The following is a 21,936-nucleotide window of genomic DNA, read 5'->3' as shown; positions in this document are numbered from 1 at the left end:
GAAAAGCTCAGTCCTCCCTTGGTCTTAGATCGCCTTGGGGAATTGACACATTGCTGCGCTGCAACCACATCACCGCTTCGCGCCGCAGAAGTCGCAGAACCGGGCAGGGGGTCCATCGTGTACGCATGCCGCCGTTTGTTGTTGGCCGCCGGTCTGCTGTTGGCCGCCGATTCGCTTTTGGCTGCAAGCCCCGTGCTGGCGCAGGGCGGACCGCCGGCCCCGCCGGTGTCGGTGTCCGAGCCGATCGCCAAGCGAGTCGTGCAATGGGACGAGTATTCCGGCCGCTTCGAGGCGCGCGCCATCGTCGAGATTCGCGCGCGCGTCTCGGGGTTCGTCGAGAAGCTGCATTTCAAGGACGGCCAGTGGGTGAAGGAGGGTGACAGGCTCTTCACCATCGACAAGCGCCCCTACGAGATCGCCGTCGAATCGGCGACCGCCGATGTCGCGCGCAACAAGGCGACGGTCGATCTGGCCGAGCTGCAGGTACAGCGCGGCGCCGCCCTGGTCGCCTCGCGCAACATTCCCGAGGCCGAGAACGACACCCGCAAGTCGAACCTCGCAGTGGCCAAGGCACAGCTCAAGGCGGCCGAGGCCTCGCTGCACAACGCCCAGCTCAACCTCGAATGGACCGAGGTCACCGCGCCGCTCGCCGGCCGCATCTCGGACCGCAAGGTCGATCCCGGCAACCTGATCCAGGGCGGCCAGCAGGGCGCCACGCTGCTCGCCACCATCGTCAGCACCGATCCGGTCTATTTCCTGTTCGACGTCTCGGAAGCCGATCACCTGCGCTATCAGCGCCTTCAGTTGATGGGCGTCCGCACCCAGGCCAACAGCACGAGCATCCCGGTCCGCATCAAGCTCGCCGACGAGACCGAATGGAAGCGCCTCGGCGCGATCGACTTCGTCGACAACGTGCTGAGCCCGCGCTCCGGTACGATCCGGACCCGCGCGCTGGTCGACAACCGGGACCATCTGCTGACCCCCGGCGTGTTCGCCCGCGTCCAGCTCTATGGCGGCGAATACGATGCGCTGCTGATCCCCGATTCGGCGGTGGTCTCCGACCAGGCGCACAAGATCGTATTCGTGGTCAACAAGGACAACGTCGTCGAGGGCCGGCCGGTCACCCTTGGCCCGATCTATGAAGGCCTGCGCGTCGTGCGCGACGGCCTGAAGTCCGAGGACAGGGTCGTGCTCGACGGCCTCGCCAACCCGATGGTCCGGCCCAAGGCCAAGGTCAATCCGGAACCGGGCAAGATCACCGCCAACGCCGAATAAATCGTCCGCCCCGAGTCCCCCTCCGATGCGTTTTTCCCATTTCTTCATCGACCGGCCGATCTTCGCGTCGGTGCTGTCGCTGATCATCCTGATCGTCGGCGGCATCGCGCAGTTCCGCCTGCCCGTCTCGGAGTATCCCGAGATCGCGCCGCCGACCGTCACCATCCAGGCGACCTATCCCGGCGCCTCGGCCGAGGTGCTCGCCGCGACCGTCGCCACGCCGATCGAGCAGGAGGTGAACGGCGTCGACGACATGCTGTACATCTCCTCGCAGTCGACCGGCGACGGCCTGCTGACGGTGAGCGTCACCTTCCGTCCCGGCGTCGACATCGACCAGGCGCAGGTGCTGGTGCAGAACCGCGTCGCGGTGGCGCAGCCGCGCCTGCCCGAGGACGTGCAGCGGCTCGGCCTCGTCGTACGCAAGGCCTCGCCCGACCTGATGATGGTCGTGCACATGGTCTCGCCCGACGGCAGCCGCGACCAGCAGTACATCTCGAACTACGCCACGCTCTACGTGAAGGACGTGCTGACCCGCGTCGACGGCGTCGGCAACGTGATCGTGTTCGGCGCGCGCGACTATTCGATGCGCGTCTGGCTCGACCCGGCGCGGGTCGCGGGCCACAACCTCACCGCCACCGAGGTGCTGCTGGCGATGCGCGCGGCCAACCTGCAGGTGGCCGCCGGCGCGATCAACCAGGCGCCCGCCGTCTCGCCCGGCGGCTTCACGCTGACCGTCAATACGCTGGGCCGCCTCACCACGCCCGAGGAGTTCGGCAGCATCGTGCTGCGCGCCGAAGCGGACGGCTCGATCACGCGGCTGCGCGACGTCGCCCGGATCGAGCTGGGCGCGCAGGACTACACGCTCAACGCCTATCTCGACAACAAGACCGCGACCGCGCTCGGCATCTTCCAGCGGCCGGGCTCCAACGCGCTGGCGACGTCCGACGGCATCAAGCACGCGATGGAGGAGCTCAAGAGGAACTTCCCGCCCGGCCTCGACTACTCGGTCGTCTACAACCCGACGGAGTTCATCCAGGCCTCGGTCGACGCGGTGATCCACACGCTGTTCGAGGCGCTGCTCCTGGTCGTCATCGTGGTGATCCTGTTCCTGCAGACCTGGCGGGCCGCGCTGATCCCGCTGCTCGCCATCCCGGTGTCGCTGATCGGCTCGTTCGCGGTGATGTCGGCGGTCGGCATCTCGTTCAACACCCTGTCGCTGTTCGGCCTGGTGCTGGCGATCGGCATCGTCGTCGACGACGCGATCGTGGTGGTCGAGAACGTCGAGCGCTACCTGACCCAGGGCATGTCGCCCAAGGCCGCGGCGCACAAGACCATGGACGAGGTCGGCGGCGCGCTGATCGCGATCTCGCTGGTGTTGATCGCGGTGTTCCTGCCGACCGCCTTCATCACCGGCCTGCAGGGCTCGTTCTACAAGCAGTTCGCCATCACCATCGCCGCCTCGACGGCGATCTCGGCCTTCGTGTCGCTGACCCTGTCGCCGGCGCTGGCGGCGCTGCTGCTCAAGACCCATGCGCTGAGCCACGTCGAGGCGGCCAAGCCGACCCTGCGCGACCGGCTGATGTTTCCGGTCAACTGGTTCTTCAAGCGCTTCAACCACGGCTTCGAATGGCTGTCGGAGAACTACGGCAAGCTGACCGCGCGCACCGTGCGCATGGTGCCGCTGGCCCTGGTGATCTATGCCGGCCTGGTCTTCCTGACCTACAACCGGGTCGCCAGCACGCCGACCGGCCTGATCCCGCAGCTCGACCGCTCGTACTTCATCGCCGCGATGCAGCTACCGCCGGGCTCGACCCTGGAGCGCGCCGACCGGCTGGTCCGCCAGGCGTCGGATCTGATCACCGGCACGCCGGGCGTGCAGAACGCGGTCGCCTTCGTCGGCTTCGACGGCGCCACTTTCACCAACTCGCCCAACGCCGGCGTGATCTTCGTGCCGCTCAAGCCCTTCGCCGAGCGTGCCGACATCCCGAAGGAAAAAATCCTGGCCGACCTGCGCGCCAAGATGTTCCAGCTCCGCGAGGCCTTCGTGTTCGTGCTCGAGCCGCCCTCGGTGCCCGGCATCGGCACCGGCGGCGGCCTCAAGGGCTATGTCCAGGACCGCGCCGCCCGCGGCCTGCCGGCGCTCGAGAACGCGACCTGGGCGCTGGCCGGGGCGGCCGGCCATACTCCGGGCCTCACCCAGGCGTTCACGCTGTTCAGCACCAGGACGCCGCAGATCTGGGCGGAGATCGACCGCACCAAGGCCGAGCAGCTCGGCGTGCCGATCGCCAACGTCTTCCAGACGCTGTCGGTCTATATGGGCTCGGCCTACGTCAACGACTTCAACATCCTGGGCCGCACCTACCGCGTGACGGCGCAGGCCGACAACCCCTACCGCCTCACGGTGCGCGACGTCGCCAACCTCAAGACGCGCAGCGTCAGCGGCGAGATGGTGCCGATCGGCTCGGTCGCGACCTTCAGCGACACCACCGGCCCCTATCGCGTCGCGCGCTACAATCTCTATCCCGCGGCCGAGGTCCAGGTGGCGCTGGTGCACGGCTTTTCGTCCGGCCAGGGCATAGCGGCGATGGAGGATCTGGCGAAGAAGGTCCTGCCCTCGGGCTTCCAGCTCGAATGGACCGAGATCGCGCTGCAGGAGAAGCTCGCCGGCAACACCGCGGTGCTGGCCTTCGGCATGGCGGTGCTGTTCGTGTTCCTGCTGCTGGCCGCGCTCTACGAGAGCTGGCTGCTGCCGCTCGCGGTCATCCTGATCGTGCCGATGTGCATCCTGGCGGCGATGATCGGCGTCAATATCCGCGGCCTCGATCGCAACATCCTGGTCGAGATCGGCCTGGTGGTGCTGGTCGGCCTCGCCGCCAAGAACGCCATCCTGATCGTGGAGTTTGCCAAGCAGGCGCACGAGGGCGGCATGAACCGCTGGGACGCCGCGGTCTCGGCCGCGCGCACGCGGCTGCGGCCGATCCTGATGACCTCGCTCGCCTTCATCCTGGGCGTGGTGCCGCTGGTGTTCAGCACCGGCGCCGGCGCCGAGATGCGCCAGTCGCTGGGCACCGCGGTGTTCGCCGGCATGCTGGGCGTGACCGCGTTCGGCCTGATCTTCACGCCGGTGTTCTACGTGATCTCCACGGGCCTGGCCGAGCTGCGCTTCAAGTGGCGCAAGAAGGACATCGACACACCGACCTTCACACCGCAGGCGTAACGGCCGGAAGTCGTGGACGATCCCGCCGCCCGTCATCTGGTGGCGGCGCTGCCGGAACCCGAGGCCGCTGACGCTGGGTCATGGCGCGATAACGTGATGATTCGGCCGAAGGCTGCGCGCGGTATGGTGAGACCATGAGAATGCCCTGGTTTCCGGTCTCCGGCGTGGCGGCGCTGGCCGCCCTGGCAATGGTCGTGCTGCCGAGCTCGGCCGAGACGGCGCGGCCGCTGCCGCCGCCGGCCGCCGACGAAAAGGCCGACGATGCAACCCGCACCGCGGTGTTCGCCGGCGGCTGCTTCTGGGGCGTGCAGGGCGTGTTCCAGCACGTCGAGGGCGTGACCCGCGCGGTCTCCGGCTATGCCGGCGGCGAGGCCTCGACCGCGCACTATGAGAAAGTCGGCAGCGGCCGCACCGGCCATGCCGAATCGGTGAAGGTCACCTACGACCCGCGCAAGGTGAGCTTCGGCACGCTGCTGCAGATCTACTTCTCGGTGGCGCACGATCCGACCGAGCTCGATCGCCAGGGCCCCGATAGCGGGCCGCAATATCGTTCGACGATTTTCGTGGGCGACGACGAGCAGGCGCGGCTGGCGAAGGCCTATATCGACCAGCTCGATGCGGCGAAATCGTTCGGCAAGAAAATCGCCACCACGATCGAGCGCGGCAGGACGTTTTATCCGGCCGAGGATTATCACCAGGATTATCTCACCCTGCATCCGCGGCAGCCTTACATCGTGATCAACGACCTGCCGAAGGTCGAGAACCTGAAGCGGCTGTTTCCCGATCGCTATCGCGCCGAGCCGGTGCTGGTGTCCAGGACCGGGACCTGAGGGATCGGCCGCAACACGCGGTGCAGGTCGAGCACCGGCGGCGCGTGGCCGAGCTGCGACAGCAGCGTATGGACCTGCGCGCGATGATGGGTCTGGTGGTTGAAGAAATGCGGCAGGATCACCGGCCAGGGATCCTCGGTGTCGAAGCCGGCATTGTTGACGTAGCGCACGCTGCCGTTCGCGAAGCCCGGCGGCAGCGCCGCGAAGAAGCGCTCGATGCGCCGGTCCATTTGCCGGCGCGCCACCCGCAGCGCGTCGAAGCGCTCGAACAGGAGGGCGTCGAGGTCGGTCGAGGGATGCGTGCCGCCTTCGAAGCGCGCCATCCAGATCGTGTCGCCGACCAGCAGATGGTTCAGCGTGCCCTGCACGCTGCCGAAGAAGGCGCCGAGGTCACGACGATAGTCGTCGTCGCTCAGGCCCGCACAGGCATCGTACAGGGTCTCGTTGGCGAGGCGGTTGTAACGGGCGTATTGCGCCCAAAGGTCCGACGAGCGCTCCGACATGGGCGCAGTCTAGCCGCGCTCAGCGGGAAGCGACCGAAATCCATCGGGCGACGTCGCGGACCAGGCCGGCGACCGCCGCGCCGCGCATCCGATGGGCGCGCACGGCATAGGTCTGGACCTGCGGACGAGAGGGATAGGGGATCGTGAACATGGAGAACCTCCGGGCTTGGTCTGTAGCTTAATACCGACATTCCGTGGCGATAATCATTCGATATTGACCGATACCTTTGAATTTGGTTCATCAATCTTGCAATGATCGATCACGCCGGTGAAATGGCGGCCTTCGTCCGGGCGGTCGAGGCCAAGGGCTTCTCGGCCGCCGCGCCGGGCCTCGGCCTGACCCCGTCGGCGGTCAGCAAGCTGGTGACGCGCCTGGAAGGCCGGCTGGGTGTGCGGCTGCTCCACCGCACCACCCGCGCGCTCAGCCTGACGGCCGAGGGCGAGGCCTTCTACGGCGCCGCCCGCCGCATCGTCGGTGAGATCGAGGCGCTGGAAGCCGAGATGACCGACCAGCGCGGCACGCCGCACGGGCTGCTGCGGGTCACCACGTCGCTCGCCTTCGCGACGCATTTCCTGGCGCCGGTGGTGGCTGAGTTCCTGGAGCGCCATCCCGCGATCCAGCTCGAATTGATGCCGACCGATCGCGTGATCGACATGGTCGAGGAGGGCGTCGACATCGCGATCCGCATCGGGCGGCTGGCCGATTCGAGCTTCATGGCGCGCAAGATCGGCGACGATGTACGGCTGGTCTGCGCCGCGCCGAAATATCTTGCATCACATCCGATGCTACGGCGGCCGGAGGATCTCGCCCGGCATAACTGCATCGTCAGCCGCGATCGCGCCTATCTCAACCGCTGGCATTTCCGCATCGACGGCGAAGTGCGCGAGATCGAGGTCGGCGGACGGCTGGCGGTGAGCGAAGGCGAGGCGCAGATGCGGCTGGCATTGCAGGGCTTGGGAATCGTGCGCCTGACGCGGCTCACCGTCGCCGATGCGATCAAGCGCGGCGAGCTGGTGGCGCTTTTGCAGGATTATTCCGCCGAGGAGCCGGTGCCGATCCACGCGGTATATCCGCACCGAAAACATCTCGCGCCGAAAGTCACGGCTTTTGTCGATTTTATCCTGGAAAAGTTCACGCCGCCGCCGTGGGAAATCTGAGTCCAAAAACGTTTGATACGGCGATTATCTGCAGCGCGGGTTCATTAACCGTAGGCCGGTGGATTTACGGCGTACGAATTTAGGGTTAAATCGCTGCAGGCTAGAAATTCAAGGAATTCCCCAATGCCGCGTTCTCGATCCCTGACCGCCATCCAGGCGCAAATCCGCGCGCTCGAGAAACGCGCCAAGGCGCTCGAGGCGAAGGCCGACAGGAAAGTCACCGAGCTGGTCGCGCTGATCAAGCGGCATGGCCTGTCGCTCGCCGACTGGCGGCACGCCGTCTCCCTCAGCAAGGGCAGCAAGAAGAGCGGGCCGCGCAAGGGCAAGCGCGTGCCGGTGAAATACGCCGACGACAAGGGCAACAAGTGGACCGGCCGCGGCCGGCCGCCGCTGTGGCTGGTCGCCGCCGAGAAGGCCGGCAAGAAGCGCGACTCGTTTTTGGTAAAGAGCGCGAGGTGACTCGGGGCTATGCTCTCCCTCGAACCGGAGGGAGAGCGCATGGACCGGGACACCGATTTGTTCGTTCAGGCTTTTTGGGTGAAGTGCCGCGAGGTGATCCGGCCCGAGATCGACATCGCGATCGGCGCGCTGCGCGGCGCCGGCCATGACGCCCACGTCTCGACCCAGGAATTCTCCGCCGTCGCCGACGGCTTGCCGACCGACGGCGGGCCGTCGCTGACGCTGTCGATCCGGCCGGCCGGCGCACCCGACGATGCCGCCCACCCGGCGCTCGAGTTCCGCGGCGACGTCGCGCGCGGGGCGATCGACGTGATGGCGTCGCAGGGACGCAAGCAGAGCTACGAGATCGCCGATCTCGGCCCGGCCGAGGTCAGGGCCGAGCTCGACGACTGGCTGGCCCGGCTGGTCACCGCCTGAGGAGGAGTTCAATGCCCGACGCCATCGACGACCTGTTCCGCCGCTTCGGCAAGGCCTTCAACAAGGCCGATGTCGAGGAGATCGCCGCCTGCGTGACCGACGATTTCGAATGGCGCCTCAATTCGGGCGGCCAGCCGGCCGGCCGCGTGCTGAAGGGCAAGGAGGCGCTGCGCGCGCACTTCGCCGACAAGAGCCGCGCCCATCGCGAGGCGCGGTTTTCCGAGGCGCGCATCCATCGCGCCGGCGACAAACTGTTCGGCACCTTCCGCGTCACCGGCATCGACCATGCCGGCCAGCCGTTCGACCGCTACGGCATCGATCTCTACGAGCTGCGCGACGGCAAGATCGCGCTCAAGGACTCGTACATGAAGGCCGGCTGACGTGGCGAACGACACCGTTCTGTGGAGCGTCGACAAGCGCGGCGTCGCCACCGTCACCCTCAACCGGCCGCAGGTGAACAACGCCTATGACGGCGACCTGATCGCGGGCCTCCACGCGGCGATGGATGCGCTGGGCCGCGAGGCGTCGCTGCGCATCGTCGTGCTGAAAGGCAACGGCCGGCATTTCCAGGCCGGCGCGGATCTCGCCTGGATCAGCGGCGTCGCCACGCAAAGCCCGCGCGAGAACGAGGCGGTGAGCCGCCTGACCGCCGAGGCGATCCGGCGCCTCGACACCTGCCCGGTGCCGACGCTCGCGCTGATCCAGGGCGGCTGCTTCGGCGGCGGCACCGGCATCGCGGCGGCCTGCGATGTCGTGGTCGCGAGCGAAGACGCGATCTTCTCGATCAGCGAGACGCGCTGGGGCCTGATGGCCGGCATCATCCTGCCGCAGCTCTGCCAGGCCATGGGCCTGCGCCAGGTCCGGCGCTATGCGCTCACCGGCGAGCGCTTCGGCGCCCACGACGCGCGGCGGCTCGGCCTGGTCCACGAGGTCTGTCCGACCGGCGGGCTCGAGGAGGCCGGCAACCGGATCGTCGAAGCGGCGCTGATGAACGCGCCCGCGGCGACCACCGCGACCAAGCTGCGGTCGCTCGCGGCGGCGCGCGCCTTTGTCGATGACGGCGAATTGCGCGACCTGATCGACGAGCACGCCCGCACCCGCCAGCAGGACGAGGCGCGCGAGGGGCTGGCGAGCTTCAGGGAGAAGCGGAAGCCGGCCTGGTATCCCAGCGGTTAGCCGTCGCGGCGGGATACCAAAGCGACGCTTGCGTAGATGACTGTCCGGACAACACTGATACATTCACCGGCAGTGGAAGCAAGAATCGATCGTATCGACGCCGCGCTTCTGGCGGCTCTGGCCTTGGCGGCGATCCTCGGCACCTGGACTAGCGCCCTGATGGTGAATGACGGCGCTGTCTTCCTGATGGCGGGCTGGTTCGACAACAGCTGGGATCTCTATTTCAGTCAAAACGCCGACCGTTGGCTGGCGACCTACGCCACCTACGGCCCGGCCTGGGTGGCGCGTCACCTGCTCGGGGTATCCGCGCGAGCCTACATAGTCGTGGCGCACATTTCATACTTCGCCGCGCCGTTCGTGCTGTGGCTGGTGCTGCGTCGGGTCGAGACGCAGCGCCTGTTCTCCCAGCTCTACCTCGCCATCGTGCTGCCGCTCCTCTACTTCCCGACCGAGCTGATCTTCGGCCTCGGTCTGTGGGCCATCTGGCTGGCGCTACTGTGCGACCCGACGCGTAGCGACCGCCAGGCGGCGATCGTCACCGTCGTGTTCGCCGTGCTGCTCACCTTCGTCCATCCGTCGATTGGGCTGATGAGCCTCGTCTACCTAGTCGTCGGCGCGCTGCTCGGGTCGCTCGGCCGCCCGGTGCCGCGGCGCACCTTGATCGGCGCGAGCGCGTTGGCTGTGGTGCTGCTCGCCAGCTATTTCATCATGGGCTATCTGCTAAAGGCGACGAACCCGACGGTGATCGCGGCCTTCGCCATCAATCGCTACGCCTACATCGACCCGAGCTGGATGCTGGCGACGATGGCGCTGTTTCCCGCCCTCGCGGCACAATGGCTGCTGCTGATTGCGCCCGGCACCCAAGCCGCCCGCCTGCGCTGGCGCATCGCCCCGCTCGCCGTCACAATCGTCGCCGCGCTGGGCGTCGTGTCGGCCACCCTCGGCACCGGCCTGCTGACATCGACCTATGCCCGCCACACCGCAGCCTACATCCTGGCGCTGGCCACGGTGCTGGCGCTGGTCGCGCCGAAAGACTGGTTAGCGCCGGCGCGGCGGGCCCTCTTGGGCTACGCCGTGGTCGCCGCTACCGCGATCGCGTCCTACAACGCCGATTTGGTCTTCTTCGGCCGGCTCGTCGACCGCTACACCGCGCCAGGCCTGATCGACATCGACGATCCCGCCAAAGGCTGGCCGCCCAGCACCAACGAGAACGCCGGCCCGCGCACTTACCTGAAATGGTTCGCTGGCGCCGACTACACCCGCGACGTCGTGGTGCCGATCTACGACTGGCATCGGCTGGCGCTCGCCTTCTACAGCTACTTCCGCTCCGACAGGCGGACTGTGCTGTACCACCGCCTCGACCGGTCCGGCGACTGGATCCCATTCCCCTGCCTGGTGGTGGCGCGAACCCTCGCCGAGAGCGACGATCCACAGGATCGGCAGTTTCTGGCCTTCCTTGGCCAGAAGTACTGCATACCCTAGCGATGCCGATGGCCGAGACCCGCTATTCGCTGATTATCCCCGTCTACCGCAACGAGGAGACGCTCGACGCCCTGCTGGCCGCACTGCGCCCGCTGGCGGTCGAGCTCGACCACAAGCTCGAGGTGGTGTTCGTGGTCGACGGCTCGCCCGACCGCAGCCACCTGATCCTGCAGGAGCGGCTGCCGACCGCCGGCTTCCCGGCGCAGCTTATCTCTTTGTCGCGCAACTTCGGCTCCTTCGCCGCCATCCGCATGGGGCTCGAGGCCGGGCACGGGCCGTTCTACGCCGTGCTGGCGGCCGACCTGCAGGAGCCACCGGAGCTGATCGTCTCCTTCTTCCGCACCCTCGAAGCGGAACCGGTCGACATCACCATCGGCGGCCGCGAGAGCCGCGACGATCCGTTCATGACGGCGCTGTCGGCCAACCTGTTCTGGAGCCTCTACCGCCGCTTCGTGCAGCCCGAGGTGCCGGTCGGCGGCGTTGACGTGTTCGGCTGCAATCAGCGGGTGCGCGATGCGCTGCTGCGGCTGCGCGAATCCAACAGCACCCTGATCGGCCTGCTGTTCTGGCTGGGCTTCCGCCGCAAGACCATTCCATACGCCCGCCGGCCGCGCTCCGCCGGCCGCAGCGCCTGGACCTTCCGGCGCAAGCTCCGCTACCTGATGGATAGCTGCTTCGCGCTGACCGACCTGCCGGTGACCCTGATCATGACCATTGGCCTGGTCGGCTCGATCGGCTCGGTGCTGCTCAGCGCCGTGGTCTTCATCGCCTGGCTCGTCGGCGCGATCGCCGTGCCGGGCTACACCCCGGTGATCCTGGTGCTGCTAACCTCGTTCACCTCGACCATGCTGGCGCTCGGCGTCATGGGCGGCTACGTCTGGCGCACCTTCGAGAACACTAAGGGCCGCCCACTCTACCTGCCGATGACCCATGACACCTACGGACAGGACGGCTGATGGCCAAACCCTTCGTCCATCCGCAAGGTCTGTGCGAGAGCAGAAAGGTCGGTCCGCGCACCCGCATCTGGGCCTTCGCCCACGTGTTGCCCGGCGCGCGCATCGGCACCGACTGCAATATCTGCGACGGCGTGTTCGTCGAGAACGACGTCGTGCTAGGCGACCGCGTCACCGTCAAGTCGGGCGTGCAGCTCTGGGACGGCGTGCGGCTCGACGACGACGTGTTCGTCGGGCCCAACGCCACCTTCGCCAACGACAAGTTCCCACGCAGCCGCGCCCATCCCGAGCGCTTCCCCGAGACCGTGGTCGAAGCCGGCGCCTCGCTGGGCGCCAACTGCACCATCCTACCCGGGCTGAGGATCGGCCGGCACGCCATGATCGGCGCGGGCAGCGTCGTCACCAGCGACGTGCCGCCGTTCGCGATCGTCACCGGCAACCCCGCGCGCATCACCGCCTATGCCGGCGCCGAGGGCCGCGCCATGCCGCGGCCGCGCGCCGTCGAGCCACCGGCGGTGGGCGAGACATCGGTCGTGATCCCCGGCGTCACGCTGCACAGCCTGCGCGCTGCCGACGACCTGCGCGGCACGCTGTCGGCCGCCGAGGTCGGACCCGACATCCCGTTCGCGGTCAAGCGCTTCTACGCGGTCTACGACGTGCCGAGCAAGAGCGTGCGCGGCGAGCGCGCCCACCGGAAGTGCGAGCAGTTCCTAGTCTGCATCAAGGGATCAGTATCGCTGGTGATCGACGACGGCCGCAAGCGCGCCGAGCTGATCCTCGACCGCGCCACGGTTGGCGTACATGTGCGCCCGATGATCTGGACGGTGCTGTACCGGCACACCGACGATGCGTTGACGCTGACCTTCGCCAGCGATCACTACGATGCAGCGGACTACATCCGCGACTACGACGCGTTCCTGCGACTGGCTAAGGCGCCAGGATCCAGCAGGCGACGTTCTCGTACAGCGACCAGTCGCCGGAAGACCTGACCAGCACCGGCTGGCAGCGGCCCTCGGGGAAAAACCGCGGTAACGGCCCTTTGTGGCGGACGAAGAAGTAGCGATAGGCCGAGGCGCCGTCGCGCTCCCAGTTGAATCCGCCTGCCGGGTTCTGGGCCCAATCCTCCGTGCTGAAGCGCGCCGGTACCTTGCCGGACCGGTAGCGTACGATCTGCGGCAGGAAGCGCGCGAAGTTGAGATCGACGAGGCCGCCGCGCTCGGTCTGGTACCAGGACGGCCAGTGACTGTAGGCGAACTCGCTGCCAGCCGCTGCGCTGCGTGCATCGAAGACGACGGCGAGGGCGCGGTCTGCGGGTGACGCCGCCGCGAGGACCTCCTCGAAGGGCGCGCTCTCGGCTGCGAAGGCGCGCAGCCGATCGACATGCACTGCGAGAAAGACCCAGCACACCAGCGGCAGCACCAGTGGGCTCCAGCGGCTCGTGGCGGCGTCCCGCGGCACGAAGATCAGCGCATAGAACGGTAGGATGAACAGCGCAAAGCGGAGATAGAGCAGGCTCGTGCCTTGGGCGCGCGACGGTACGGCGATCCAGACCAGCACGGCGACCAGCAGGGGCACCAGCGCCTCGATCCGGTTGAGACGTGCCCCGAGCAGAAGGGGCGCCGCGAGCTGGAGCGCGAACAGGACGGCGAACAGCCCATTGCGCGTATCGTCGGTCGACCAGCCCGCCCACAGATACGGCAGGCTGAGCCGCAGGTCATCGAAGCCCCAGGAGAAGCTCCAGGGACCGGTCACCGGCACTTCCGCGCCGCGCACGCGCGCAAGGTGGTAGGCGACGCCGAGCACGCCCATGGCGACATACGGCAGGGCGGCAAGGGCGAGCCGTGGCAGGCTGCGCACGTTCAGGAGCAGGAACAGGCCGCCGATCGCGTTGGCGAACAGAAAGGCCAGCCCATGCGCGAAGAACAGCACGATATTCGTGAGCAGCAGAATCACGCCGGTCGCGAGCGTCGGCGCGCGCGCATGGCACAGCGCCGTCAGGATGAACAGCACGGCGATCGGTGCGGCGACCAGGAAGGGGTAGAGGCCCGTGGCGTAGACCACACCGAAGAAGGACGGGACGAACAGCCAGTCGAGCCGCTCGTCACCCCCGAGCGTTCGGCGCAGCGCCACGCACGCGGCCACGAAGCCGAGATAGGCGAGCGCCAGCAGGAGCTTCAACGCCTGCAGCACCGGCATCGCGTAGGACAGCAGCAGCGCAGGGCCGCCGGCGAAGTAGGGCGTAAACCAGTCGATATAGAGCAACGGCTGCCATTTCGAGCCGCCGCGCAGCAGGTCTCGCAGCAGCGCAACCTGACCGGCGTGCTGTGGCAGATCGGCCATCGGCGGCCGCGGGACGAGCCAGAAGGTGGCGGCCGCGAAAAGGACAGTCGCCCAGAAGACGACGCGCATCACGGAGTTTATTCAGCCGCCTGCTTCTGCGCGATGCTGTCGGGCGTCAGCGTGTAGGCGGTGAAGCGCCTGTTGAGCGCCGGCATCGGGCAGGCCTCGAGATGGCCTTCGCCCGGTCGCATCAGGATCATCGCCGAGGTCGCGACCAGGTTGCCGCGGTTGTTGGGCCGCGGCGGCCGGCAGACCGACCAGGGCGAGCCGTAGTCGTCGAAGAAGGCCTGGCGGAAATCCTCCAGCGTGAGCTTGCCGTGGCCGCCATCCCGCTTGCGCGTCAGATGCTCGCGCACCCGCTTGTCGCGATAGATCGAGCAGGGCGTCTCCTGGATGCCGGTGTCCTTGACCCGGGCGCGCGCCGCATCGGCAATCCAGTGATTGGCATGGACATACACGCCTTTATCGGGCGCGATCCAGAAGGTCTCGTCGGGCGCACATTCGAAGCCGAAGGCCTCGCCGCCGCAATGACTCACCGCCATGTGGTTGGAGCCGAGCTTGGGCGTCGAGAAGATGGTGCGCACCGCCTCCGCGAGATAGGCGCTCTCCAGCACCTTGCGCCGGATGAAGGGCAGGGGCACGCCCGCGCCGCGCCGATAGTCGCGGTCGCATTCCAGCGCGTTCGCCGTGAGCCCGATGCCGGCCGAGTTCAGGCCCGAGCGCGCCAGGCCGCCGGCCTCGGTGAAGGTCAAAATATCCGGGCCGTCCTCGCGGCGGATGCGCAGCACCACGGCGGTCTCGGCGCATTCGGCGCGCCAGTCCCAGTTCTGGCCGTGCAGCAGCACGCCGTCGGCGCTCGCCTCGGGCAGCGCCAGCGCGGCGGTGCAGCCGTCGGGAACGTCCTTCTGGACCTGCTGCTTGCGCGCCGCCGCCACCATCTCGGTGCGGGCGTTCATCAGCATGATGCCGGCGAAGGCAGTCCCTGCGCCCTCGGCGATGCCGCGCATCTCCTCGACGTAGGTCGGGTCGAACGTGTCGACCGTCGGCACCATCGCCTCGGCGCGCTGCTCGAGCTGCTTCCAGTCGACGCCGTTCTTGAGCAGCGATTCCGAATACATCGCGATGCCGCGCTTGATGCGGTCGGGCGCGGCCCGGCCGTGCTGGCGGCCGCGCTCGCGCGGGCTACCGGAAAGCTCGATCAACGGAAACGGCGCGTAGTCCATCATGCGCTCCCTCATGCGCTCCCGAGCAGGGCCTGGCGAAACCGGTCCTTCAGATGCGCGCCGTCCTGCGGCGGCATCACGAAGTCGAGCTTCTCGACCATCACCTTCACGAGACGGAACACCGGACCCTTTTTGGTCCTGAGATCCTTGACGAGCTGCGCGACCTCGGCCTGCTCGCGCACCACGCTCGAGTCGGCGAGGCCGCAGCCCTTGGCGATCATCGCGAGATCGGCGCCGGCGCCGGAATCGGTCGGGCCGTTGTTGCGCGGGCTGGTGTGGCTCGCCTGGTTGCCGGTCTCGCCGAACTTCTCGTTGTCGAGCACGCAGATCGCGAGATTGTCGGGCTGCTGCGCCGCGACCGTGGCGAGGGAGCCGAGACTCATCATCAGGTCGGCGTCGCCGGTGACCACCAGCACCCGCTTGGCGGGCTGCGCGAGGGCGAGACCCAGCCCCATGCCGACCGGCGCGCCCATCGCGCCCCACAGCGGCATGTTGAGCGGCCGGTCGCCGGCGTCGGTGATGTCCCAGTTCGACGAGCCCAGGCCGCCGATCACCAGGAGATTGTCGTCGGCGCCCTTCAGGATCTCCTTGACCAGGGGGCGCCGGTGCAGGGTCGCGCTCGAGCTCATGACTTGGCTTTCTTCTTTCCGAAATCCTTGATGCCGATCAGCTTCTGGCGCAGCAGCACGGCGGCCGCCTGGCCGCCGTTGAACGCCGTGCGCGCCGCGGCATCGACCGTCGCCTTCACCTCGCGGGCCTCGTCGACCGGGTAGAGCATCACGCCCATCGCCTCGAGCACCGCGGGCGTGGCGCGTCCCATCGGGTACTGCCAGGAATTGAACTCGCCGTACTCGCCGCGCATGGTGATCAGCGTCAGGAAGGGAAAGCGCAGCGTCTTGGTGAGGCCCATCATGTTGACGGTGTTGCCGACACCCGAGCTCTGCATCAGCATCGCCGAGCGCTGGCCGCCGAGCCACGCACCGGCGGCGACGGCGACGCCTTCCTCTTCGGTCGTCAGCGCCAGGGTGCGGATCGCGTTCGACCGCTGGCAGGCTTCGATCAGCCGGGAATGCCCGGCATCCGGCACGTGATAGACCTGCTTGATGTCGTGGTCCTGGAAGACCTCGAAAATGTCGTCACGCCAATCGCTCATAACGCTCCCGCTCAAAACGGCTTCAGGACGGCCAGGAACACGATAGCAATCATCAGCAGGGTCGGCACTTCGTTCCACCAGCGATAATAGCGCGCCGGCCGCGTATTCCGGTCCGCGGCAAAGTCCTTGCGCCAGCGGGCGTAGAGGTGATGGACCAGGGTCAGCCCGACCACGAGCGAGAATTTCATCTGCCACCAGCCGGCATGCCACCAGTCGCCCCGCCAGGCGAGAGCGAGGCCGAACACCCAGACCGCGACCATCGCCGGGGTCATGATGCCGCGCAGCAGGCGGCGCTCCATGACCTTGAAGGTCTCGCTCTGCGGCGAGCCGGCCGGCGCATCGGCGTGATAGACGTAGAGGCGCGGCAGGTAGAGCAGACCCGCCATCCACGCGATCGCCGCGACGATGTGCAGGGCTTTCAGGACGTCGTAGACCATAATGCCGCCCGGACCAGATTCGCCAGCCCGTGAATGAACTGAGGATGCGTGCCCACGGTCGGCACGCGCACGTATTTGGGCACGCCAGCTTTTTCAGCCAGACGCCGGTATTCGATGTCGAGCTCGACCAGGGTCTCGGAATGCTCCGACACGAAGCTCAGGGGGTAAAGCACTACGTTTCTGCCATCTAAAGCGGCACGATTAATTTCTGATTCGGTCGACGGCCCAATCCATTTCAGCGGGCCGACCCTGCTCTGGTAGCAGACAGACCAGTCGACGCCGTCCAGATGCTCGGCGATCGCCGCGGCGGTTTCCTCGACCTGGCGTTGATAGGGATCGCCGCGCTTGATCACCTTCTCCGGCAGGCCGTGGGCGGAGAACAGCACGCGCTTTGGGCCGTCGCCCGCTTCGGCAAGGCCCTGCTTCACCAGCTCGATCGAGGCGCGGATGAAGCCGGGCTCGGTCGGATAGCTTTCGATCTCGACGGTCGGCGCGGTGAAGCTCGCGGCCTTCTTCCAGGCGTCGAAGGACGAGGCCGTCGTGGTCGTCGAGAATTGCGGATAGAGCGGCAGCAGCACGATGCGGTCGGGTGCGAAGCGCTTGACCGACTGCACCACCCGCTCGGTCATCGGATGCCAGTAGCGCATGCAGACATAGCCGCGCCATTCGTGCTCGCCGCCCAGCGTCTCCTCGAGCGCGCCCTCCAGGGCTCTGGCCTGCGCTTCGGTCTGGCCCAGGATCGGCGAGCTGCCGCCGATCTGCCGGTAGATCCCGAGCGCCTTGGGCGTGCGCCGGGACGCGATGAAGCGCGCCAGCGGCAGACGCAGCCACGCCGGCAGGCCGATGATCGCCGGATCGCTGAACAGGTTGCGCAGGAACGGCTGCACGGCCTCCAGCGAATCGGGGCCGCCGAGATTGAACAGGACGATCGCGATTTTCATCTCATGCCTCCTCCTCCGTCACACGGGGGAGGTCATGACGGCTTCCACGTCCGCACGGTCTCGACCAGCTCGGCGACGTGCTCGGGCGGAGTCTGCGGCACCACGCCGTGGCCGAGGTTGAAGATGAACGAGCCGTGGCCGAGCTTGTCGAGGATGCGGGTCGCCTCGCGCTTCATCGCCGGGCCGCCGGCGACCAGCATGATCGGATCCAGGTTGCCCTGGAGGCAGAGGCTGGGCTGCAGCTCCTTCGCCGCCCAGTGCGCGCCGATGCCGGTGTCGATCGACAGGGCCGAGAACGCCTCCGGCCGGCGATACATCAGCGCCGCCGGCCCGACGGCGCGCGGGAAGGCGATGATCGGCACCTTGGGATGACGTGCCCTGAGTCCATGGGCGATGCGGATCATCGGCTCGAGCGACCAGCCGAACAGTTGCTCCTCCGGCAGCACGCCGGCCCAGCTATCGAAGAGCTGCACCGCATCGGCGCCGGCATCGACCTGGTAGGCGAGATGGTCGACCACCGCCTCGACCAGCAGATCGATCAGCAGCCCGAAAGAATCGGGATGGCGATAGGCCCAGCCCTTCACCTTGGCGAAGTCCCGGCTGCTGCCGCCCTCGATCATGTAGCAGGCCAGCGTGAACGGCGCGCCGGCGAAGCCCAGCAGCGCCACCTCGGCCGGCAGCGCGCGGCGGGCGAAGGAGATCGCGGCATAGACCGGCGCCAGGTGCGCGGCGAGCCGGGCCCGCGAGAGCTGACCGAACTGCGCCGGATCGGTCAGCGGCTCGAGCTTCGGGCCCTCGCCTTCCTCGAACCAGACCTTCTGGCCCAGCGCGTCCGGCACCACCAGGATGTCGGAGAAGATGATCCCCGCATCGAGCCCGAAACGTCGGATCGGCTGCAGCGTGACCTCGACGGCCTTTTCCGGCGTGTAGCAGAATTCGAGAAAGGAGCGCGTGGTGGCCCGCACGGCCCGGTACTCCGGCAGGTAGCGCCCGGCCTGGCGCATCAGCCAGATCGGCGGCGTCGCAAACCGCGTCCCTGCCAGGGTCTGCAGGAACTTTCCTCCCGTCATCGTCTTTCCCTCATGCCTCCCTTCTACTCTATTCATATTAGGTAGTAGCAGTAGTAGAGGGCGCGGATAGCGGGGATGGGCCTGATTAGACTCCCGTCCCCAGCCGGCTGTGGATCGGCAAAGCCCGTCGAATCGGCCTCTCTGCGACGGATTCCCGATTCGCAGGCAATCCGTCCCGAACCATCCAGAGCGAACGAAGCTCGGGACGGGAAAAGCGAGTCGAGCCTCGAATCGGCCGCCTCGGGAAGGCGGCCCGGGTTGCCCCCGCTTTGCCCGTGCCAATCCCGGATTTCTCCCGGGGGGCCTGTGGGGTAAGTTGGTTCGTGGCCAACCGCAATTTCCACGTCCATCTGGTCTCCGACTCGACCGGCGAGACCGTGTCCAGCGTCGCGCGCGCCTGTCTCGTGCAGTACGAGGGCATCTTCGTGCAGGAACATGTCTGGTCGCTGGTGCGCACCAAGGGCCAGATGGAAAAGGTGATGCAGGAGGTCGAGCGCAACCGCGGCCCCGTGCTCTACACCCTGGTCGATCCCGAGCTGCGCGATGTCGTACGCGACCATTGCCGCCAGCTCCAGCTTCCCTGCGTCGGCGTGCTCGACCAGGCGATGAGCGTGCTGGCGGTGCACTTCCATTCCAAGAGCGAGCAGTGGCCGGGTCGCCAGCACCAGCTCGACGAAGGCTATTTCGACCGCATCGACGCCATGCACTACACGCTGGCGCACGACGACGGCCAGTCGACGCACGATCTCGAGGATGCCGACGTCATCCTGGTCGGCCCCTCGCGCACGTCGAAGACGCCGACCTGCGTCTATCTCGCCAACCGAGGCGTGCGCGCGGCCAACGTGCCGCTGGTGCCGGCGGTGTCGCCGCCGGCCGAGCTCGAGAACGCGCAGCGGCCGCTGATCGTCGGCCTGATCACCGATCCCGAGCGGCTGGTGCAGATCCGGGTCAATCGCCTGCGCCTGCTGCAGCGCGACACCGAGACCGAATACACCGACATGGAGCGCGTGCAGCGCGAGATCCACGACGCGCGCCGGCTCTATGCCCGCAAGAAATGGGCGACCATCGACGTCACCCGCCGCTCGATCGAGGAGACAGCGGTGGCGATCCTCGCCATGCTGTCGCAGCGCCGCGAGCAGAGGCTGGCGGCGAGCTGAGGCGATCAACCCTGGAGAAGAATAGGGGAGGCGGTCATGCGTGGGCGTTTCCTGGGTTTGGCTCTGGTCTTCATCGTAGTGGCGGCACCCCTTGCGGTATGGGCTGCCAACGGCATCGACGTGCGTCGCGGCGACGATACGACGGTGTTCGGAAGCTGCGTGCCGAGCCTGGTGGTCGAGAACAGGTCGGCCGAGACGATCGACTTCCTTCAAATCGACCTGACCGTGGTGCTGACCGACGGCCAGCAGCGCACGGTGCCCTTGCAGTCGGCCTATCGCGAGGGCGTGCTCTATCCGATCGCGCCGGGCGGCAAGGCCATCCTCAAGCAGCCGCTCGACCTGTCGCGGTCGCTGGGCGTGGCTTGCGGCGAGGTCAAGAGCCGCAGCGTGGCGCGCACGATCTGCGAAGCGGGCGGCAAGACCTGCGCTTCGTCAGTGACCGTCCAGCCCTAAGCCCAAGCGCCCAAGACGATACCGGCCTCCCCGCGATAAGCGGACTTGCAGAGGGCACGCAATATTGGTGTGCTTCTTGCGAGGGGGGAGACGCATGATCATCAGACGACGCATACTTCTCACCGCGGCCGGCAGTGTTCTTACGGCACCGGCGATCGCGCAGAGCTATCCGAGCAAGAATATCCAGATGGTGGTGCCCTATCCGCCGGGCGGCGGCACGGACGGGCTGGGACGCCTCACCGCCGACGTGCTGTCGGAGAAGCTCGGCCAGCAGATCATCATTCGCAACATCGGCGGCGCCTCGAGCGTCACCGGCTCCGACACGGTGCGGCGCGCCGATGCCGACGGCTACACGCTCCTGTTCAATGCCAGCCTGTTCGTGCTCGGCAAGAACGTGGTGGCGTCGTGCCCTTACGATCCGCAGACCGACTTCCGGCCGATCGCCCAGGCGGGCGAGGCGCCGCTGGTGCTGCTGGTCAACCTCAACGTGCCGGGCACCGACTACAAGACGACGATGGAGGCGATCGGCAAGGAGCCGAAGAAGTACTTCTTCGCGCTCAGCTCGGGCGGCTCGGCGGGCCATGTCGCGACCTTGGAGTTCCTGCGGCGCACCAGGCTGCCGCTCGACACGGTGCTTTACAAGGGCACGGCGCCGGCCAATGCCGACCTGCTGGGCGGCAGTGTGCAGCTCTTCATGGATCCCTGGACGGCGCTGCTGCCGCTCGCGCGGTCGGGCAAGGCGCGGGCGATGTTCGTGACCTCGAAGGAGCGCACGGGGCTGGCGCCCGACATCCCGACCACCAACGAGGTCGGGCTGGACGGCTTCAACATCTCCTCTTGGTACGGCGTGTGGGCGCCCAAGGGCACGCCCGACGCGGTGGTCGACCGCCTGGCCGTGGCGATGGCCGAGGTCAGCAAGGACAAGGGGTTCATCGCCAAGACCGGCTCGCTGGGCGTCGTGCCGACGGCAAGAGGGCCGGCGGAGTTCGCGGCCTTCATCAAGCAGGAGGTCGAGACCAACACCAAGCTGCTGCAGGACGCGGGGTACAAGCCGGAGTGAGGGCGGCAAGCACTAGCGCCCGATCCCGTCATTGCGGCCGCCGCGCTCGCGTTCGGGTTTGCCTACGTTCATCCGTTCGAGGACGGGAATGGGCGGCTTCACCGCTATCTGATCCGCCATGTGCTGGCGGAGCGTGGTTTCAATCGGCCAGGAATCGTTTTTCCGGTGTCGGCCGCCATTCTCGACCGTATCGGCGACTATCGCGCCACGCTCGAAAGCTACTCGTCCCGGCTGCTGCCCCTGATCCAATGGGAGCCGACTGCCTCTCATAACGTGCGCGTCTTGAACGAAACGGTGGACTTCTACCGTTTCTCCGACGCAACGCCGCACGCACAATTCCTCTACGAATGCGTCGAGCGGACGGTGGAGGTCGATCTACCGACGGAGACGGGTTTCCTGAGATCGTACGACGATTTTCGACGGGGCATCTCCCAGATCGTCGACATGCCGGAGCGGACGGTCAGCCTGTTGTTCCAATTCCTCCGCCAGAACGACGGCATCCTTTCAAAGAGAGCCAGAGAGCTGGAATTCAGGAAGCTGACGGCGCCAGAGGTCGAGCGAGTCCAGGCCCTCTATGCCGATCATTTCGGCGACGGCCGCGCCCCCAATTCCCACTAGGGCTTCCCTCTTGA

The 21,936-nt window shown here is 67.3% G+C and carries 24 protein-coding genes and 1 pseudogene; 16 read left to right on the top strand and 9 right to left on the bottom strand.

The features are described from left to right. The first annotated feature begins 138 nt into the window (after positions 1–138). The 3 genes from J0J01_RS11265 (at position 139) to msrA (ending at position 5,322) form a co-directional block, all read left to right on the top strand. Entirely contained in the window at positions 139–1,275 is a 1,137-nt protein-coding gene (locus tag J0J01_RS11265) for an efflux RND transporter periplasmic adaptor subunit (protein WP_296380526.1), read from the top strand. Positions 1,276–1,300: 25 nt separating this feature from the next. After that, complete coding sequence (locus J0J01_RS11260; protein WP_296380525.1) at positions 1,301–4,492, top strand: multidrug efflux RND transporter permease subunit; 3,192 nt, start codon at positions 1,301–1,303, stop codon at positions 4,490–4,492. A 188-nt stretch (positions 4,493–4,680) separates the two neighbouring features. Beyond that, entirely contained in the window at positions 4,681–5,322 is a 642-nt protein-coding gene (gene msrA, locus J0J01_RS11255; protein WP_296380560.1) for a peptide-methionine (S)-S-oxide reductase MsrA, read from the top strand. On the opposite strand, the gene J0J01_RS11250 is transcribed toward msrA, so the two are convergent. Together J0J01_RS11250 and J0J01_RS11245 are read right to left on the bottom strand one after the other, a co-directional pair. Further along, complete coding sequence (locus J0J01_RS11250; protein ID WP_296380523.1) at positions 5,280–5,825, bottom strand: DinB family protein; 546 nt, start codon at positions 5,823–5,825, stop codon at positions 5,280–5,282. The two genes, msrA and J0J01_RS11250, sit on opposite strands and share 43 nt — an antisense overlap. A 19-nt stretch (positions 5,826–5,844) precedes the next feature. Beyond that, a complete protein-coding gene (locus tag J0J01_RS11245; protein WP_296380522.1) occupies positions 5,845–5,976 on the bottom strand; it encodes a hypothetical protein in 132 nt (43 codons plus the stop codon). 101 nt (positions 5,977–6,077) lie between these two features. Between J0J01_RS11245 and J0J01_RS11240 the strand changes: the two genes are divergently transcribed. From J0J01_RS11240 to J0J01_RS11205, 8 genes are all read left to right on the top strand, one after another. Then, positions 6,078–6,983 carry a LysR family transcriptional regulator gene (locus tag J0J01_RS11240; protein WP_296380520.1) on the top strand — a complete coding sequence of 302 codons (906 nt, stop codon included), beginning with the start codon at positions 6,078–6,080 and terminating at the stop codon, positions 6,981–6,983. A gap of 123 nt (positions 6,984–7,106) precedes the next feature. Continuing rightward, entirely contained in the window at positions 7,107–7,442 is a 336-nt protein-coding gene (locus J0J01_RS11235; RefSeq protein ID WP_296380518.1) for an H-NS histone family protein, read from the top strand. Positions 7,443–7,481: 39 nt separating this feature from the next. Beyond that, positions 7,482–7,859, top strand: a complete 378-nt coding sequence (locus J0J01_RS11230) for a hypothetical protein (RefSeq protein ID WP_296380516.1) — start codon at positions 7,482–7,484, stop codon at positions 7,857–7,859. A gap of 11 nt (positions 7,860–7,870) precedes the next feature. Continuing rightward, the gene (locus tag J0J01_RS11225; RefSeq protein WP_296380514.1) at positions 7,871–8,239 is read left to right on the top strand and encodes a nuclear transport factor 2 family protein; all 369 of its coding nucleotides are present in this window, start codon (positions 7,871–7,873) and stop codon (positions 8,237–8,239) included. Position 8,240: 1 nt separating this feature from the next. Next, on the top strand, positions 8,241–9,035 hold the full coding sequence (locus tag J0J01_RS11220; protein ID WP_296380512.1) for an enoyl-CoA hydratase-related protein: 795 nt from the start codon (positions 8,241–8,243) through the stop codon (positions 9,033–9,035). A gap of 72 nt (positions 9,036–9,107) precedes the next feature. Continuing rightward, positions 9,108–10,517: a hypothetical protein gene (locus J0J01_RS11215; protein ID WP_296380511.1), complete on the top strand. Its 1,410-nt coding sequence runs from the start codon at positions 9,108–9,110 to the stop codon at positions 10,515–10,517. Between the two features lie 8 nt (positions 10,518–10,525). Continuing rightward, positions 10,526–11,473 (top strand): glycosyltransferase, encoded by a 948-nt coding sequence (locus J0J01_RS11210; RefSeq protein WP_296380509.1) that lies wholly within the window; start codon positions 10,526–10,528, stop codon positions 11,471–11,473. Next, positions 11,473–12,459: a WxcM-like domain-containing protein gene (locus tag J0J01_RS11205; RefSeq protein WP_296380507.1), complete on the top strand. Its 987-nt coding sequence runs from the start codon at positions 11,473–11,475 to the stop codon at positions 12,457–12,459. The genes J0J01_RS11210 and J0J01_RS11205 overlap by 1 nt, the downstream gene beginning before the upstream one ends. Here J0J01_RS11205 and J0J01_RS11200 read toward each other — a convergent pair. From J0J01_RS11200 to hemE, 7 genes are read right to left on the bottom strand one after another with little or no spacing between them, the layout of a single operon-like run. Then, complete coding sequence (locus J0J01_RS11200) at positions 12,398–13,879, bottom strand: hypothetical protein (protein WP_296380505.1); 1,482 nt, start codon at positions 13,877–13,879, stop codon at positions 12,398–12,400. The genes J0J01_RS11205 and J0J01_RS11200 overlap by 62 nt on opposite strands. 8 nt (positions 13,880–13,887) lie before the next feature. Further along, on the bottom strand, positions 13,888–15,036 hold the full coding sequence (locus J0J01_RS11195; RefSeq protein WP_296380503.1) for a C45 family peptidase: 1,149 nt from the start codon (positions 15,034–15,036) through the stop codon (positions 13,888–13,890). 8 nt (positions 15,037–15,044) lie between these two features. After that, positions 15,045–15,662 carry a thiamine pyrophosphate-dependent enzyme gene (locus J0J01_RS11190; protein ID WP_296380502.1) on the bottom strand — a complete coding sequence of 206 codons (618 nt, stop codon included), beginning with the start codon at positions 15,660–15,662 and terminating at the stop codon, positions 15,045–15,047. Then, positions 15,659–16,186 carry a thiamine pyrophosphate-binding protein gene (locus tag J0J01_RS11185; protein WP_296380501.1) on the bottom strand — a complete coding sequence of 176 codons (528 nt, stop codon included), beginning with the start codon at positions 16,184–16,186 and terminating at the stop codon, positions 15,659–15,661. Before J0J01_RS11185 ends, J0J01_RS11190 begins: the two co-directional genes overlap by 4 nt. Before the next feature lie 11 nt (positions 16,187–16,197). After that, on the bottom strand, positions 16,198–16,623 hold the full coding sequence (gene hemJ, locus J0J01_RS11180) for a protoporphyrinogen oxidase HemJ (RefSeq protein WP_296380500.1): 426 nt from the start codon (positions 16,621–16,623) through the stop codon (positions 16,198–16,200). Continuing rightward, positions 16,605–17,564 (bottom strand): ferrochelatase, encoded by a 960-nt coding sequence (gene hemH / locus J0J01_RS11175; protein ID WP_296380498.1) that lies wholly within the window; start codon positions 17,562–17,564, stop codon positions 16,605–16,607. Before hemH ends, hemJ begins: the two co-directional genes overlap by 19 nt. A 32-nt stretch (positions 17,565–17,596) precedes the next feature. Then, entirely contained in the window at positions 17,597–18,634 is a 1,038-nt protein-coding gene (gene hemE, locus J0J01_RS11170; RefSeq protein ID WP_296380497.1) for a uroporphyrinogen decarboxylase, read from the bottom strand. A gap of 323 nt (positions 18,635–18,957) precedes the next feature. Between hemE and J0J01_RS11165 the strand changes: the two genes are divergently transcribed. From J0J01_RS11165 to J0J01_RS11150, 5 genes and pseudogenes are all read left to right on the top strand, one after another. Continuing rightward, positions 18,958–19,791, top strand: a complete 834-nt coding sequence (locus J0J01_RS11165; protein WP_296380496.1) for a pyruvate, water dikinase regulatory protein — start codon at positions 18,958–18,960, stop codon at positions 19,789–19,791. 36 nt (positions 19,792–19,827) lie between these two features. Further along, on the top strand, positions 19,828–20,244 hold the full coding sequence (locus J0J01_RS11160) for a hypothetical protein (RefSeq protein ID WP_296380495.1): 417 nt from the start codon (positions 19,828–19,830) through the stop codon (positions 20,242–20,244). Between the two features lie 94 nt (positions 20,245–20,338). Further along, complete coding sequence (locus tag J0J01_RS11155) at positions 20,339–21,304, top strand: tripartite tricarboxylate transporter substrate binding protein (protein ID WP_296380494.1); 966 nt, start codon at positions 20,339–20,341, stop codon at positions 21,302–21,304. A 30-nt stretch (positions 21,305–21,334) separates the two neighbouring features. Then, positions 21,335–21,418, top strand: a pseudogene (locus J0J01_RS32700) (Fic family protein); the annotation flags it as partial. A gap of 6 nt (positions 21,419–21,424) precedes the next feature. After that, a complete protein-coding gene (locus J0J01_RS11150) occupies positions 21,425–21,922 on the top strand; it encodes a hypothetical protein (RefSeq protein WP_365736677.1) in 498 nt (165 codons plus the stop codon). Positions 21,923–21,936 lie beyond the last annotated feature (14 nt).

The organism is Reyranella sp. (assembly GCF_017305915.1).
In the GTDB taxonomy this organism is placed as follows: domain Bacteria; phylum Pseudomonadota; class Alphaproteobacteria; order Reyranellales; family Reyranellaceae; genus Reyranella.
The sequence above is the reverse complement of the archived record's forward strand: the minus strand, read 5'-3'. Positions and strand labels throughout refer to the sequence as shown.